The sequence below is a fragment of the Bacillus sp. EB01 genome, from assembly GCF_000613125.1.
Lineage (GTDB): Bacteria > Bacillota > Bacilli > Bacillales > Cytobacillaceae > Bacillus_D.
Window position 1 is genome coordinate 5,049,126 of record NZ_HG964497.1, and the last position, 15,359, is coordinate 5,064,484.

The window sequence follows — 15,359 nt, forward strand, 5'->3', positions numbered from 1 at the left end:
CCTTTTAGATTTTTCTTCCCTTTAGATAAAAAAGCAAACTCTATTGCATTGGATAAAAGAGGTCCCTCTGGTTGGTGAGGGACCTTTTGAGCGTGTTTTAAATCGTATGCACAATAAATTCATTTTTTTTGCTTAATGGTGAAGAATAATAAAAACTTACTTCACGACCATGTGTCGGAGGCTTTTGATTGAAAAGAAGATAGGAATCTCCGTTTGTTGATATTAACTTTGTATGTTCCTCATCATGACCGAAAAATTCTACGTGTTTTATTGGAACATCACGAGCGTAAAAAATAGGATTACTGAATTCCATACCAAAAGGTTCTAGAAGTTGCAGTTCATCAAAAAGTCTAGAAGAAAAAATATGTGGTGGACATTCACGGAAATACTGTTTTGTACTTTTTAGTGGTTCCGCTTGATTTGCAACATCTTGTAAATCTAAAAAGAAGTTCTCAAGGTTTTTGCGGCTTGGTTCGATTGAAAAGCCTGCGGCTGCTTGGTGGCCACCATAACGTTTTAAGTGCTTTCGGCAATGGTTTAATATATCTATTATTGAGAAAGATGTACCTTCTACACTACGGCATGAGCCAGTTCCATTGCTGGAAATAACTATTGCTGGTTTATGATATTTTTCAGCAATTTTTGAAGCTAAAATACCGATTAAGCCATGATGAAAATCCCCGAAAACAGGAATGATATTATGGTTTAAAAGAGATTGTTCCTCAATAATTCTTTCACATTCTTGGTATTGCTCCATTGTAAGAAGCTTTCGCTTTTTATTGAAAGCAATAAGTGTAGAAATGGCCTCATCGGAAACAAGCTCTTGGGTTAAAATTTTCACAGCAAAGTTAGGATTTCCTATTCTGCCTATAGCATTGAGGAGTGGAACAACTTGAAAACCAACTGAACCACTTCCAATATTTTTTAGGAATAACTTTATGAAAATGTTCTTAAAAACAGCAGACGGATTGCAATTGAATTTTCTTAAGCCTAACTTACAAATAACCCTGTTTTCTCCAGTTAATGGCATTAGGTCACCGATTGTACCTAAAGTTGCTAATTCGATGTAGTTGTTAAACTCATTTTCCCAACAGTCTCCAGATACAAGATGTAAGGCATGAACAAGTTTAAATGCCACGCCAACACCCGCGAGGTTTGGAAAGGGATATAAATTATCAGTTCGTTTAGGGTTGATAAAGGCAAGGCATTTTGGATGGTTGCTTAATATATCATGGTGGTCAGTTACAATTACTTCTATTCCTTTATTTGTTGCTTCAGCAATAGCTTCATGTGCAGAGGAACCATTATCAACAGTAATAATTAAGGAAATTTCATCTCCTAGTTCTTGTATGGTTTCAGGCCGAATCCCGTAACCTTCTTCTCTTAAAGGCAACCTATAGCTAACTCTAGCCCCCAATTTCCTTAAACAATTAAATAGCAAAGATGTAGCGGTAATGCCATCCGCATCATAATCCCCAAAAATTAATATAGGCTCACAATTTTTTATAGCTCTTATAATTCGTTCTACAGCCTTTTTCATATCATTAAGTAAAAAAGGGTCATGGAATTCCTTTGATGAGGGGTATAAAAATTTACTTATTGCCTCAGTATCGTTAAAGCCATTTAAGAATAAGTATTGCATGATGATTGGATGAATATTAAAGCTTCTGGCATAATATCTTATCAAACCTCTTTGAGGGTGATTTTCTAAATTTTCATCACTTTTTATCCATTTAATAATAATAATTCCTCCTATAATTCAAGTGTGATTATAAACTTTACTGTATATCTAGTATTTACATTTTTTAAAAAATCTATTCTTGCAACCTTTGTTTATATGGGGCTCATATACTAGTTGCATTGGCATATTGTGATAAGGAGTTAAAAAAATATTGAGGTGGATGATAATGAAAAAATATGGAATCGACAGTTTAAGTAGTTTGCCGAGTAATTCAAAGAGAAGGAGAGTTTTTACATTTTTAGATACAATAGGAGATGATAAACAGCTTTTCCAGACAGATATTGAAGAACGTTTCAAGAGGTATAAACCTAATGAAATAACGATTCCAAAGAAAATAACAAACGTGGATTGTTATTTGGAAAGGATTGATACGGACATATTTTATAAGGAGATAAGGAAAATACAATCGGATATGAATCTGGATATCAATAATGCACCTGTTTATGTCGGAGATATAGATGTTGTAGCCTTTTGGTATGGTCATATTCTAATGATGGAACATAAAAAGTCTTATAAGAAAGTTAGTATTAATCAGCTTCTAACATATATTAATTTAGCTGCAAGGTTAAAAGGAACAGTCTGGTATATCATAGGCAAGGTGCCGGTTGAAGCAGATATTAAATCAACAAGAGTTTTCAAACTATGCATTATTGATTGCTCTGGGTATTATCAGTTCTATAAAGGTACCTTGTCAGAAATTTTAAGTTGTTTTAGAAACTGGCTAATCGAATGCGTTAAAAAACCTAATTATAACGAAGAATTATATTATGAATTGGCATTAAAACTTATAGAAGAAATGGAAAAAGAGGAAAATTATGAAGATATATCTCTTCATGTTTTGTTGGAGGAACTTTTTATGGATAGTAATAAACAGTGATTACCCTGGAAAGGGTAATCTTTTTAATTGGGATTGAACTGGCCAGTATGAAAATCAGGATATTTTTACCTTTAAAAATAAAATCAATTAAAATTAAATTAACTAAACCAAAAAAAATTTGTCAAAGACAAATAAATGGGTATGCTAGAGCTTTTGAAAAATAGAAGGGGCTCTAAAAAAATTCGGTCAGCATAAATCTAAAAGAAAAGGAGATTCAAAGGAAAATAATAAGAATTAACAAAATAAAAAATATGATTGGAGGAAAACATCTGTAAGTTAACTCAGTGCAATAACTATGTTCTTATATGAAGTAATCAGGTAAAAAAGTAATAACGTAATAACGTATATCCCGCGTTAAGGGACCTATTTCTAAACCTTGTCGCGTATGCGGCTTATTGAACATGAGCGAGCTTCGACAGTAAGCCGATAGGGTCAGCTTCATCTATTGAGGACTAACCCTGGGGAGACGGCAAGTTTTCGCTTAGGCACTTATTTCATCCAGGATGAAATAAGTGCCTAAGCGAAAACATCGAGTAAGCCTTGCGAAAGGAGCTATATCTTTCATTAGCTAGCTGGTCGAGGGGGTTCTATCGTTTTTCGAATGAAAAACCGATAGAACCTCCCTCGGAGGTCTAAACGACTGTTTTTTGCCATGATTTTTTGGCAAAAAACAGGAGTGCCCCGTATTTCTTAGCGATTCAAACAAAAGAAAACATGTAAGGTTCCCCACCCAATGAAGGGTGGGGAACCGAGCGTTTTCTTGCAGTTTGAGAGCTTAGAAATACCCGCATTTTAATTTTTCTCTTTTACGGAGGTGGTGGTATTTGGAGAAGCACTTTGAATCAAAAATAGACCGTGTTTTTGAGTGGGCTAAAAGTAAACAGATAACGTTTATAGATAGTTCAAATAAACCATATAAAGTGAACAATTCACATGCAACTTGGAAGACGTATAGTGACATTATGAAAACATTTGAAAAATGGCTGCAGGAAACACATGGATTAAAAGATATAACCAGAGCGAAACCCCGTCATGGAATCGAGTACATGCAACAAATGATTGATAAAAATATAATGAAGGTGAAAGGCGGTTCCGCCTTTACATTATCAAGGTTCCCGCATGCTCTGCATGCATTACAATCAATAGCAAAGGAATCAGGAGTGTATAGAGGGTTAAAATTAGGAAATAAAAACGATTTAATTCAAATGAAAAATATCGCAGGTATTAAACGTAAGAGCGATGAGTCCAGATGTTTAAAAGCAACCTCCCATGATTTTGAAAAAGTGCAAAATCAAATCTATCTCTCCAAATCACCCCAAAAAGAATTAATTGCTGATATTCATCAAATCCAAAGAGGCGTGGGCTGCAGAATTCATGAAGTTATGAAGATGAAAAAGGAACATATCACATTCAGTCAAGACGGAACAGCTACCGTTTACATTAAAGGGAAAGGCGGTCTAGAGCGATGGGTCAGAGTGGATGATAAACAAACTACTGCCCTTTTGAAGGATAGAACCGAAGGTAAAAGAGGAGGGGCTTATGTTATTCAGGTAAAAGACAGAGAAGGAAATGATAAAGGAAGAACAAATGCTATTAAACATGTTCAGGATATTATAAGTGCCGCTGCGGAACGCGCAGGAGTAAGCAGGGATGGTAAGACATACAGTACGCACTCTGCAAGAAAAGTGTATGCTGCTGAAAGGTTGAAAAAATATGCTTCTTTATCATATAACCAATTAAATAAGGAATTGACAAACAGAATAAAAACATTTCCATTAGATAAGAATGGACAAAATAAGTTGAAAATCAAAAAGGATAATGAACTACAACAGTTAAGGTATAAAATTGACCCAAAGGGGACCAGGTATTCAAAAGAAAAAAGAGAGCACTTAAGAAAGCGAAGAGAATTTACTCATAAAGAATTGGCTCTCTTCCTTGTATCGATTGACACCGGACATTTCAGAATAAATATTATACGTTATTATGCCGATTATCCCGACAGCAAAAAGAAAAAATAGCCATATAGGCTATTTATCAAAACGATTCAACAATGGTAAATAAGCTTTTTAGTGTTTCAGTCCAGGTTTCATCCTTAAAGTAAGACATGACAAAGACAATGTTCGGATTCACTATATACATTTTGTTACTCCCTTGGAACAGGGCAATCACATTTGTTTTAAGTAGTATTTCAAAATAAATGTTGAATTTCTGCTTGTCCCTAACCGACAATTGCTTCACATTTTGTCCGGACATTTCATTCCATATTTTTTTATCTGTTAACCTCTTTACTAGCCGTTTGTTATGTCTTATTGCCTCGCTTATGGTTGTGTGTTCTTTTAAAAAATCCTCTTTGCTGTTTTCGCAAATAATATGGGATTGATAATGAACATATGGAAGAAGAGCTAAAAGAAGGCTTAATGGATATAAATCTCTTTTGATTTTACGCTCCTTCTTCTTGTACCTTTCAGTTTCTTCTTCAATTAAATCAATATAATGTTTTAATTGTTTTTGCAATACCTTAACAGAATACTCTTCCGGTTCTTCAAATTCCCCTTTAATGATGTATTTTGAACATAGTTTATAAAAAATTTCGTTTTTTGTTCCCCCTTTGCACTCCTCTAAAATACCTAGTTCAATCATATTCCTAATAAATGTTGAAGCAACCTTTCGTTGTACTCCTAAATATTTAGCAATTTTAGTTTGATTTAATGACTTGCCATTCAGAGACAATGGCTTTTCGTCAAAAGATACAATTGGAATCAACTTCATAAATAAATGAGAGTGATACTGCCTTGCCCTTCCGGTAACATCCCTCATTGCCCGTTTCATTTGTACAAAACCGCGCTTTTTTGTTAATTCAACAGCCAGTTCCCATTCCCTTTTCCTTTTTGCCCATTCAATTGATTCTTTACGGGATAATTTATCATCGGGTCTAACGTTCAATTCTCTAAATACTTCAGTGCCTGTATTCATGTCATAATATATTTTATGCATTCTATTACTGCTAAACTTAATAATCTTATTGTTCAATAGCTCCTCCAGAAAGTCGTCGTTCACGATTTTTCCTCCTTTTTAAAAATAATGAAATTTCTTTTACGCTTGTTAAATTGTTTTAGTAAATTTCGAGATATCCTTCAACAATACGGAAGCCCTTTTTTGAAAAATAATTTGCAGAAGTATAGGCATGTGGTTACAACAAATAAAAAAAACATATGCATAGGGATACAACAAGAAAAACCAATTGTTCCTAGAGCCATAAGGGTTCTGGCTAAGAACAATTGGTTTTTTTTCTTATAGAATATTCAGCTATCATTTTTAATTTCCAAATTCAATATTGAAAAAGTTTTTTTCCAGAGTAAGTATATATACACCGCAAAAAAGACCATTTCAACTCTTTTTTATGCATTTTTCCGCTTATATACTAACAACAACAAGAAGAAAGCAGCCATCAGCCAAAGGAAGCAACTACATAACAAATGAAAAAATAATCGAACCAAAAAGGTTCATAGGGAGAGGGATTTTAACATGGGTAAGAAGACCTTGAAAATTAAAATTGTTCCAAGTATTAATCGAAAATCTTCAGAAGAAATAGTTCAGGAACTAGTTAAGCAGACCGTAACTAAGGTGTTAAAGGAGCGAAAAAGAGGTGCTTAACGTACGTATAGGAATTGAATAGGACAAAGATTCCAAGGCATATAGGTGTATGAGAGAGGAGTGATTTTTGTGGTAAAAAAAGTGTTCAAGATTAAGATATTACCAAGTTTAAACGGTAAATCATCTGATGAAGTTGTGAACGAGCTTGTTAAGCAAACCATCGATAAAGTTTTATCGCAAAACAAGAATCTCTCATATACCAGTCCGATTAATTCAAACCAAGATTTAACAAGCTAACTCTTAGAAACATCACAAACAATTAAAAACATTAATGGTTGGGATTGTAAAATCAGCCATCAAAAGGTCCTAAAATTTTACAGTCCCGACGCCTTATAATAACTATAGACTACTTTTGGGGGATAAAAACAATGAAGATTAGGAATAACATTGCAGCTATATATGTTCGAGTGTCTACACTAAAAACGTCACAAAAAGATTCTCCAGAACATCAAAAGTCCTTATGTATTCAAAAAGCTATGGATGCCGGCCTTGAAGTTAGACCTGAATATATTTATGAGGACAGGTCTACCGGGACAAGTATTGTTGGACGTGAGGAAATAAAGCAACTTCTCGAGGATGCAGGTAATGGTTATTTTTCAACAATAATTTTCGCTTCACTTTCGCGATTTTCCCGTGACTCGCTTGACGCCATCTCTTTGAAACGCAAATTGGTTAATGGTCTAGGTCTTAGACTAATAAGTATTGAGGACATCTATGATTCTGGTGAAAGTGATAATGAGATGATTTTTACAATCATATCTGCGGTAAACCAAAAACTATCAGAGCAAATTAGTATCGCGTCCAAACGCGGAATCAGGGAGTCTGCCTTACAGGGAAACTTTACAGGGTCCATAGCACCCTATGGATATAAAAAGGTTTTAATCGATGGAAAGAAGACTTTGGAGGTAATGGAGTATGAGGCCTCAATTGTCCGTAAAATTTATGACCTGTATGTTTACAATAATATGGGTGAGAAATCAGTTGTAAATTATCTAAATGATGAAGGAATCCCTTCTCCTAAGGGAGGAGTTTGGGGACTTACAACTGTTCAAAGGATTTTACAAAACGAGGCCTATAAGGGATTACATGCCTTTGGCAAATATAAGGTGAAAAAATATCAAGACATGGACGATATGCATAACAGGATAAACAAGTTGGTCCAAGTTGAAAAAGATTCCTGGCACCATTCTGAAAAAAGCAACTGGGAAGCCATCATAGATGAGGAACTGTTTGACAAGGCCCAAGAAATAAGATTAATGAGGGGTGGTGGTAAACGCGGAGGGGTTCGTAATGTTAAGGTTAACCCTTTTTCTGGCATAATAAAGTGTGCTCATTGTGGTAAAAATTTCGTTTCAATGAAATCTGGAAAGAAACGTATGGACGGTCAGAAGAACGAATATAGATACCTAATTTGCTCATCTCGGAGGAGGATGGGGGTAAAAGGATGTCCGAATGGATACTGGATACCCCTTGAGAAACTAACGAAAGCGTTGTTACATGAGCTTAAATCATCATTAAGCACATTAATAAATGTTGATGAGGTTAGTTCAAATATTAAGGTCGAAAATGATTCCGGAATCCTAGATAATGAAAAACAAATTAAACAAAACCAACGCTTACTAGATAGGAATAGGAAGCTTCTATTCGAATTAAGGAATGACTTCAAATTAGGTGAGGTTGATAAAGAGCAATTTGTTTTTGAAAAGGAGCAGTTAGACTTAAAGATAAAAGAACTCCAAAATCGGTTGAAGAATTTATCGGAAGTAAATACCCAGGAAGTTAATGAGAAGGTAATTAAGCAGAAAATAAAAGAAGCCTTAGAAAAACTTGTTAAATTGGAATTTTCAGAAGTGGATGAACTTCAACTGGTGTTGAAACAAATAGTAGAAGTTATTAATGTGAACAAAGAAGGTGAGGTGGAGATTCGCACCCCTCTGGGTGTCTTACACCCTTAGTTATGCATACAAAACACATGACGAATGCAATGCAAAAGCTCGGGGTTAAGGGGCGTTCACAGGCAGTAGTTGAACTTCTGCGAATGGGAGAGCTCGAGCTCTAATCAGGACCGGCATCCATCATGGAGGCCGGTCTCCATTTTTTTATAAATGGTACATGCTATACTAGGATTGTTGTTTTCCTTGAACTTTTGGTGAAAAAAGTAGAAAATAAACGTAAGCAGAAATTGTGGATAACAGCCTTCAGGGCTTTTTATGGGAGTGGTTGAGAAATGGAACAGGTTCGGACTGAAAAATTGGATCCAGCTATCGTTGCTCAAATTGAAAAGGATCTTCGTTATATAGCAGGTATCATAAAGCAAAAGGGCAGGGAAATGCTCAGCAACTATACCATCACCCCGCCGCAATTCGTCGCGCTCCAATGGCTTTTTGAAGATGGCGACATGACTATCGGCGAACTATCCAATAAAATGTATTTAGCATTCAGTACCACCACTGACCTCGTTGACCGGATGGAAAAGAATGAACTTGTTGTTCGTGTTAAAGATCCGAAGGACAGGCGTGTCGTAAGGATCCATCTGCTTGAAGAGGGCGGGCGGATCATCGATGAAGTTATTAAAAAAAGGCAGGAATACCTGACCGATACATTAAAAAACTTTACTACTGAAGAAGTGGCTGTACTCCAGCACAACATGACAAAATTGCATCAGGAAATGCGGGAAAAATGAGGCGAGGGTTTTGAAACAGCCAATCGGAATTATTGACTCGGGGGTAGGCGGTTTGACAGTAGCAAGGGAAGTCATACGCCAGCTTCCAAATGAACAAATTATTTATCTCGGTGACACAAAACGATGCCCATATGGGCCGCGGCCAGTCCAGGAGGTCCGGAAATTCACCTGGCAGCTGACGCGTTTTTTACTGGGCAAAAACATAAAAATGCTTGTCATTGCCTGCAATACAGCTACAGCGGCCGTCCTCGACGATATCCGCAGGGAACTGGATATCCCTGTAGTTGGGGTAATTTATCCAGGGGCCAGGGCAGCAATTAAAAATACCGAAAACTATCATGTTGGCGTCATTGGAACCATTGGCACGGTAAAAAGCGGCGCCTACGAAAAGGCATTGAAGTCACTCGTCAGCAGAGTGTCCGTCGTCAGCCATGCGTGCCCGAAATTTGTTCCGCTTGTAGAAAGCGGCGAGGTGAAAGGCGAGCTTGCCGAACGGATTGTCGCCGAGGCTCTCGAGCCCTTAAAGGGACAAAAACTCGATACGCTCATCCTTGGATGTACCCATTATCCGTTGCTAGAACCGTTAATCAAGCAGTATATGGGTACGGATGTCAAAGTCATTAGCTCCGGCGACGAAACAGCCAGAGAAGTGAGCACAATCCTAGATTATCGCGGATTGATCGACCAAGATAATGACCTTCCGAAACATGAATTTTACACAACCGGTTCTGATGTTATTTTTTCAAAAATAGCATCAGAATGGCTTGGCTATGAGGTAACTGGTGTCAAAACAATTAAATTGGATTAATTCTTAAAGCTCCCAATCGGGGGCTTTTCTTTTTGGTGGCTCAATCTGAGATTATAGGTGGTTCAAGTTGTAGTTGTTTGTGTAACTAAATTTTTGTCGGATGCCTAGTGAGTCACCGAGTATTGCTAGTGAAAACCAACCAACCAAGAATTTGAACTGGCAATAAAGTGTGGTTCAGAAAAGTAGTCATTTGTAGTACTACTCGGTGACCTACTAGTTTACAGTTGATTACCTAGTGAATGTCCGAGTACTGCTAGTGAAAACTAACCAACCAAGATTTTGAACTGGCAATAAAGTGTGATTCAGAAAAGTAGTCCTTTGTAGTACTACTCGGAGACCTACTAGTTTTTACTGTTGATTACCTAGTAGGTGTCTGAGTACTACTAGTGAAATCTAACCACCATGAATTTCGACTGGCAATAAAGTGTGGTTCGGAAAAGTATTCCTTTGTAGTACTAGACATATTTACTGTTGATTACCTAGTGAGCGTCCGAGTATTGCTAGTGAAAACTAACCAACCAAGAATTTCGACTGGCAATAAAGTGTGGTTCAGAAAAGTAGCCCTTTGTAGTACTACTCGGAGACCTACTAGTTTTTACTGTTGATTACCTAGTGAGTGTCCGAGTACTGCTAGTGAAAACTAACCAATCAAAAGTCTCGACTAGTAATAAAGTGTGCTTAACCACAGCTTCACTTTTACTAATGCAATTTTTAAAGATTGTAAGCAGCAACCCACTGTTTTATTTTTCAAGGCTTGGTCTAAAATCTCCCGGGGCTCGTATACATGTAGTACAAACTGTCTCGGGAGGGATTTTCATGTCCACAACTAAACCTAAGGTGCTGGCATCGGCTGTGCTGGTCACTTCGATTTTGCTATCAGGGTGCGGCCTATTCGGAAATGAAACGGTCAAAAAGATTGACCCGCCAAAAAGCACTTCTTTTGAAAATGAAAAAGGGGTAACAGGTACACCAGAAGAAGGTGAATCGGCAGAAACACAAGGCACTCTTAAAACAGAGCTCTATTTGATCGATAAAAATGGCTTCGTGGTTTCCCAGGCACTCGAGCTGCCAAAAACAAATTCAATCGCCAGACAGGCTTTGGAATACCTTGTTGAAAACGGACCAGTATCTGAAATGCTGCCGAATGGCTTCCGGGCAGTCCTTCCAGCGGACACAGACATATCAGTCGACATCAATGATGACAAAGTTGCCACAGTGAATTTTTCAAAGGAATTCAAGAACTACCAGCCTGAAGATGAATTGAAAATCCTGCAGTCTGTCACCTGGACATTGACCCAGTTTGACTCAGTTGACAAAGTCAAGCTGAAGCTAAACGGGCACGAGCTCACTGAAATGCCAGTCAATGGCACACCAATTAGCGATTCCTTGTCAAGGGATTCGGGTATTAACCTCGACTCCTCAACCGTAACGGATATCATGAACACCAGACCGGTCACAGTTTACTATGTTGGCGGCGAAGAAGGCTCCTACTACTATGTACCTGTGACAAAGCGCGTTAGCAATTCAGTCGCCAGCGACATAGAAGCTGCTGTCCAGGAGCTAGCGAAAGGACCATCAACAACCAGCCTTGAAAGTGAATTCATGAACCAGGTAAAACTTCTCGACGATCCAAAAATTGAAGGCGAAAAAGTCACGCTCAACTTCAATGAAGCGGTCTACCACAGCTTTGAAGAAAAAATCATTTCCGAACAGCTCATGGATGCCCTTGTCCTCTCCCTCACAGAGCTGGATGGCATCAAGGAAGTATCCATCCTAGTTGATGGCAAGGCCGAACTCGTCCAAGAAGATGGAAAGAAATTGACAGCGCCGGTCACGCGCCCTGAAAAAGTCAATACTGGTAGTTTCTAAAAAACAATATTTGTTATACTATATAGAGAAAATCAAAGAGGCAGCCCAAAAGCCGCCTCTTCTTTCTTTTTTTGAAAAATGGGTCGACACTCATTTAAGAGCTAAATTAGGGAGGACTTTCATATGCGATACGATGGCAGGGAACCACTTCAATTACGCAATATACATATTGAAACCAATTATTTAAAACATCCAGAGGGGTCCGTTCTAATCTCCGTTGGTGACACAAAAGTCATTTGCTCAGCCAGCATCGAGGAACGAGTCCCTCCGTTTATGCGCGGCGCAGGTAAGGGATGGATTACTGCTGAATATTCCATGCTTCCCAGGGCCACGGAGCAGCGCAACATCCGTGAATCGTCCAAGGGCAAGGTGACCGGCCGGACGATGGAAATCCAGCGCCTGATCGGGCGCGCTCTCAGGGCGGTTGTTGACCTTGAGGCGATTGGCGAAAGAACAGTTTGGATTGACTGCGACGTCATCCAGGCAGATGGGGGAACCAGAACCGCCTCCATTACCGGAGCATTTATAGCCATGACGCTAGCCCTCAACGGTCTCGCCCAAAAAAGGGGTCTGACCCCATTTCCGATAACCAATTTCCTCGCGGCTACAAGCGTTGGAATTCTTGAGGATGGACATGCTGTTCTTGATTTAAATTATGTAGAAGATTCAAAAGCATTGGTTGATATGAATGTCGTCATGACCGGAAGCGGTGAATTTGTTGAGCTCCAGGGAACTGGAGAGGAGTCAACTTTTTCACGGCAACAGCTAAATCAAATGCTTGAGGCCGCAGAAGCTGGGCTGGTTGAATTGTTTGAGCAGCAAAGAATTGCGCTTGGCACAGACATTTCGGGTAAAATAGACTCTAGGATTTCAAAGTAGTTAGGAGGCAGATCCTATGAAAGAAGTAATCATAGCAACCAAAAATGCCGGAAAGGCGAAGGAATTCGAAGCCATTTTTGCAGAAAAGGGCATTAAAGTCCTGACGCTGCTGGATTTTCCAAATGCGCCTGATGTAGAAGAGACAGGAACGACCTTTGCAGAAAACGCGATTCTCAAAGCAGAAACAATCTCCAAGAAGCTGGGTAAGGCAGTAATCGGTGATGATTCAGGCCTTGCAATCGATGGGCTGGAAGGCCGACCTGGTATTTATTCAGCGCGTTATGCAGGAGAAGCGAAAAACGATGAGGCCAATATTGATAAGGTTCTCGAAGAATTAAATGGTACTACCGAAGAAAACCGTACTGCCCGCTTCCATTGCGCCCTGGCATTCGCAGTTCCAGGACAAGAGACGATTACCGTAGAAGGTACATGCGAAGGCATCATTCTTACAGAGCGGCACGGCACAAACGGTTTCGGCTATGACCCAATTTTTTATGTGCCGAGCCTTGGCCGGACAATGGCTGAGCTTTTAAAGGAAGAGAAAAATGCGATCAGCCACCGGGCTAATGCCTTATCGAAGCTTCGAGTGGTGCTTGATTCGAAGAATGGTGCTGATTTGGCATGAAAAAGGTATTGGTTTTAAGTGATAGCCATGGCTCGGCAGCTCCGATGAGGACGCTTAAGGACAGGCACCCCGATGTGGATGTGTTCATCCATTGCGGTGATTCCGAATTGCCAAAGGATGACGAGGCATTGAAGGGGTTTGTCGCCGTCGGCGGAAATTGCGACTTCCACCCTGGCTATCCAGATGAAGAAATCGTTGAGGTAGCCGGCAGAAAAATTCTCGTGACACACGGGCACCTATACTCCGTCAAATCGACATTGATGAGCCTGTTGTACAAAGCTCGCGAGGCAGGCGCAGACATTGTCTGCTTTGGACATTCACATCTTCTTGGTGCAGAAATGTCAGGAGGCATCCTGTTCGTGAACCCGGGAAGCATCAGGCTGCCAAGAGGGCTTAAGGAGAAAACATACCTGATCCTGGGCATTCATGAGGACCATGTAGTGGTCAATGTTTTTGATTTGGAAAAAGGCGAACTTCCCGAATTCAAACAGCAATTCCTCTTAAAACAGTAAAAGACTGGAAAAAGCGGATGCAAACCGAGCACCGCTTTTTCCGTTAAATTTCCAGTTGAAGAAACTTTGAGAAAACTTGTTGACAACTGCTTACTTGGCTACTATAATTAAAAATGTTCGTTAAACGAACGGATTCACTTTTCTATCATGTCCCAGTACTCAGCTCGCTGAATATGCTTCTTTGAATAACATCAGCGCACCTGCCGAGCGACTCCTTGAATTAACTTTCTGAGGCAGGGGTGGGATAGTATCAAGACAGTTTGTGTAAAATAAACTTTATTTTATTTTTTTATCATGTCCCAGTAGCTCAGCTGGATAGAGCACACGCCTTCTAAGCGTGCGGTCGGGAGTTCGAATCTCTCCTGGGACGCTATACTAGCCGGTAACCTCAAAACGAGGCTGCCGGCTTTTTCTTTATCTCAAAATAGTTACTTGAACTTGCCGTGGGTAAGGAATTTCAGAAGCTATACGTGATACTACGCTTAAAAGTATCTTTTTCGGAAGTTAGTAGGGAACGTTTATTGAAATACTATATAGAAGAGATAAATTTGATATATGTTACTCCTGCTATAAATTGTATTTTTACAAACTCCATGCTAAACTTTTTTCAACTAAAGCATGTATGACTTAAAGGATGATTTTTATGAAAAAGGAAGATGGAGACAATATTGTCCTTTTTCCAAATGTTGAACGGCGGTTAGTCGAAAAAGGGATTGAAGCTCTGCAGGATAAACAATTTCGGGAAGCAATTGAGCTGCTCGAGCAGGGGTATGAACTTGACTCCGATAATGAGGATGTTATGGCCGCGCTCGTTCTGGCTTATTTTGAGGCGGGAGCACTGAACAAGGCAAAGGAACTATGCAAGGAAATGCTTATAGTCGGTCAGGGAGATTATTTTCAGATCGTAGAAATGTATATCACGATTCTTATTCAGCTTCATGAATATAAAGAAATCACGAAAATTTTGGAAGCATTAATTGAGGAAAAGGAGGTGCCAGCTGAGAAGAAAGAGCATTTCATCACAATCCTCCAGTTTTGTCAGAGGCTCTCGGAACAGGAACCTGTCCAACCTCTTGAGGAGATGGAAGCAGAAACTTCTCATCAGGAAGAACTCAAACCGGGAGACCTGGATTTGTTCTCGAAAACGGACTTGAACGAGCAGGTAGGAATTGCCGGGAAACTTTCCAACCAGAACATCCGCCCGTTTGTAGAGGAAATTTCAACTTTCCTATCAGCCGAAGAGGGCCATCCATTCCTGAAGACAATGCTGTTGAATATCTTGCGAGAGCAGGAAGTCACGAATGTTATCAATGTAAGGAAGTTTGGGATGCTGGAAAAAATAAATCCAGAAGAGCTTAAGCCACCCCATTCCCAGCCAAACGATAATGAGGCGGGAGTTCAGCTAATCAAGGCTCTTGAGCATCAGGACCCGCTTTTGCTGGAAAGTGCATTAAGCCTGTTGGCACGACACGCATTTGCTGTGTATCCATTCGAATTATTACCGGCCGATCAAGCTGCGTGGGCTGCAGCGTTTGAATATACTGCACTCCTCTACCTTGGCAATGAGCCTGATATTGAGAGATTAGCCGAAAAATACGGTACAATCGCAGAGCATGTGAGTGAAGCTGCCAGTTGGATTAGAAAAGTGGAGGAAATTTCTTATCCTATAATTTAGGCCCCAGAGTTGAAAGAACAAAATCGTATGTTATAA

At 39.3% G+C, this 15,359-nt stretch carries 13 protein-coding genes, 1 tRNA gene and 1 pseudogene; 13 read left to right on the top strand and 2 right to left on the bottom strand.

Going from position 1 to position 15,359, the window contains the following annotated elements; all coding sequences use genetic code 11:
* Nucleotides 1–97: 97 nt before the first annotated feature.
* Nucleotides 98–1,687 (bottom strand): single-stranded-DNA-specific exonuclease RecJ, encoded by a 1,590-nt coding sequence (gene recJ, locus TY16_RS23815; RefSeq protein WP_231505668.1) that lies wholly within the window; start codon nt 1,685–1,687, stop codon nt 98–100.
* Nucleotides 1,688–1,907: 220 nt separating this feature from the next.
* Here recJ and TY16_RS23820 point away from each other — a divergent pair, with 220 nt between their 5' ends.
* The gene (locus TY16_RS23820; protein ID WP_043934194.1) at nt 1,908–2,618 is read left to right on the top strand and encodes a hypothetical protein; all 711 of its coding nucleotides are present in this window, start codon (nt 1,908–1,910) and stop codon (nt 2,616–2,618) included.
* 824 nt (nt 2,619–3,442) lie between these two features.
* A complete protein-coding gene (locus TY16_RS23825; protein ID WP_052342850.1) occupies nt 3,443–4,636 on the top strand; it encodes a site-specific integrase in 1,194 nt (397 codons plus the stop codon).
* A 16-nt stretch (nt 4,637–4,652) separates the two neighbouring features.
* On the opposite strand, the gene TY16_RS23830 is transcribed toward TY16_RS23825, so the two are convergent.
* Complete coding sequence (locus TY16_RS23830; RefSeq protein ID WP_043934195.1) at nt 4,653–5,675, bottom strand: hypothetical protein; 1,023 nt, start codon at nt 5,673–5,675, stop codon at nt 4,653–4,655.
* Between the two features lie 666 nt (nt 5,676–6,341).
* On the opposite strand from TY16_RS23830, the gene TY16_RS26450 reads away from it, so the two are divergent.
* The 11 genes and pseudogenes from TY16_RS26450 to TY16_RS23880 all read left to right on the top strand — a co-directional run bounded on the left by TY16_RS26450 (nt 6,342) and on the right by TY16_RS23880 (nt 15,323).
* Nucleotides 6,342–6,509: a hypothetical protein gene (locus TY16_RS26450; RefSeq protein WP_155922310.1), complete on the top strand. Its 168-nt coding sequence runs from the start codon at nt 6,342–6,344 to the stop codon at nt 6,507–6,509.
* Nucleotides 6,510–6,640: 131 nt separating this feature from the next.
* On the top strand, nt 6,641–8,227 hold the full coding sequence (locus TY16_RS23835; RefSeq protein ID WP_043934196.1) for a recombinase family protein: 1,587 nt from the start codon (nt 6,641–6,643) through the stop codon (nt 8,225–8,227).
* A 14-nt stretch (nt 8,228–8,241) separates the two neighbouring features.
* Nucleotides 8,242–8,331, top strand: a pseudogene (locus TY16_RS23840) (hypothetical protein); the annotation flags it as partial.
* Between the two features lie 168 nt (nt 8,332–8,499).
* Entirely contained in the window at nt 8,500–8,955 is a 456-nt protein-coding gene (locus TY16_RS23845) for a MarR family winged helix-turn-helix transcriptional regulator (protein WP_043934198.1), read from the top strand.
* 10 nt (nt 8,956–8,965) lie between these two features.
* Entirely contained in the window at nt 8,966–9,763 is a 798-nt protein-coding gene (gene racE / locus TY16_RS23850) for a glutamate racemase (protein ID WP_043934199.1), read from the top strand.
* A gap of 816 nt (nt 9,764–10,579) precedes the next feature.
* Entirely contained in the window at nt 10,580–11,632 is a 1,053-nt protein-coding gene (locus tag TY16_RS23855) for a GerMN domain-containing protein (protein WP_043934200.1), read from the top strand.
* 123 nt (nt 11,633–11,755) lie between these two features.
* Complete coding sequence (gene rph / locus TY16_RS23860; protein WP_043934201.1) at nt 11,756–12,511, top strand: ribonuclease PH; 756 nt, start codon at nt 11,756–11,758, stop codon at nt 12,509–12,511.
* 16 nt (nt 12,512–12,527) lie between these two features.
* A complete protein-coding gene (locus tag TY16_RS23865; RefSeq protein WP_043934202.1) occupies nt 12,528–13,136 on the top strand; it encodes an XTP/dITP diphosphatase in 609 nt (202 codons plus the stop codon).
* Nucleotides 13,133–13,648 carry a metallophosphoesterase gene (locus TY16_RS23870; protein ID WP_043934203.1) on the top strand — a complete coding sequence of 172 codons (516 nt, stop codon included), beginning with the start codon at nt 13,133–13,135 and terminating at the stop codon, nt 13,646–13,648. The genes TY16_RS23865 and TY16_RS23870 overlap by 4 nt, the downstream gene beginning before the upstream one ends.
* 296 nt (nt 13,649–13,944) lie before the next feature.
* Nucleotides 13,945–14,018 (top strand) — tRNA-Arg (locus tag TY16_RS23875).
* A 273-nt stretch (nt 14,019–14,291) separates the two neighbouring features.
* A complete protein-coding gene (locus TY16_RS23880) occupies nt 14,292–15,323 on the top strand; it encodes a tetratricopeptide repeat protein (protein WP_043934204.1) in 1,032 nt (343 codons plus the stop codon).
* The last annotated feature ends 36 nt before the right edge of the window (nt 15,324–15,359 follow it).

Bases quoted from the DNA above. Each gene is read 5' to 3' on its own strand.
- TY16_RS23855 (WP_043934200.1), top strand. From the start codon at position 10,580: ATGTCCACAACTAAACCTAAGGTGCTGGCATCGGCTGTGCTGGTCACT.
- TY16_RS23870 (WP_043934203.1), top strand. From the start codon at position 13,133: ATGAAAAAGGTATTGGTTTTAAGTGATAGCCATGGCTCGGCAGCTCCG.
- TY16_RS23865 (WP_043934202.1), top strand. From the start codon at position 12,528: ATGAAAGAAGTAATCATAGCAACCAAAAATGCCGGAAAGGCGAAGGAA.
- TY16_RS23845 (WP_043934198.1), top strand. From the start codon at position 8,500: ATGGAACAGGTTCGGACTGAAAAATTGGATCCAGCTATCGTTGCTCAA.
- TY16_RS23835 (WP_043934196.1), top strand. From the start codon at position 6,641: ATGAAGATTAGGAATAACATTGCAGCTATATATGTTCGAGTGTCTACA.
- TY16_RS23820 (WP_043934194.1), top strand. From the start codon at position 1,908: ATGAAAAAATATGGAATCGACAGTTTAAGTAGTTTGCCGAGTAATTCA.
- TY16_RS23880 (WP_043934204.1), top strand. From the start codon at position 14,292: ATGAAAAAGGAAGATGGAGACAATATTGTCCTTTTTCCAAATGTTGAA.
- rph (WP_043934201.1), top strand. From the start codon at position 11,756: ATGCGATACGATGGCAGGGAACCACTTCAATTACGCAATATACATATT.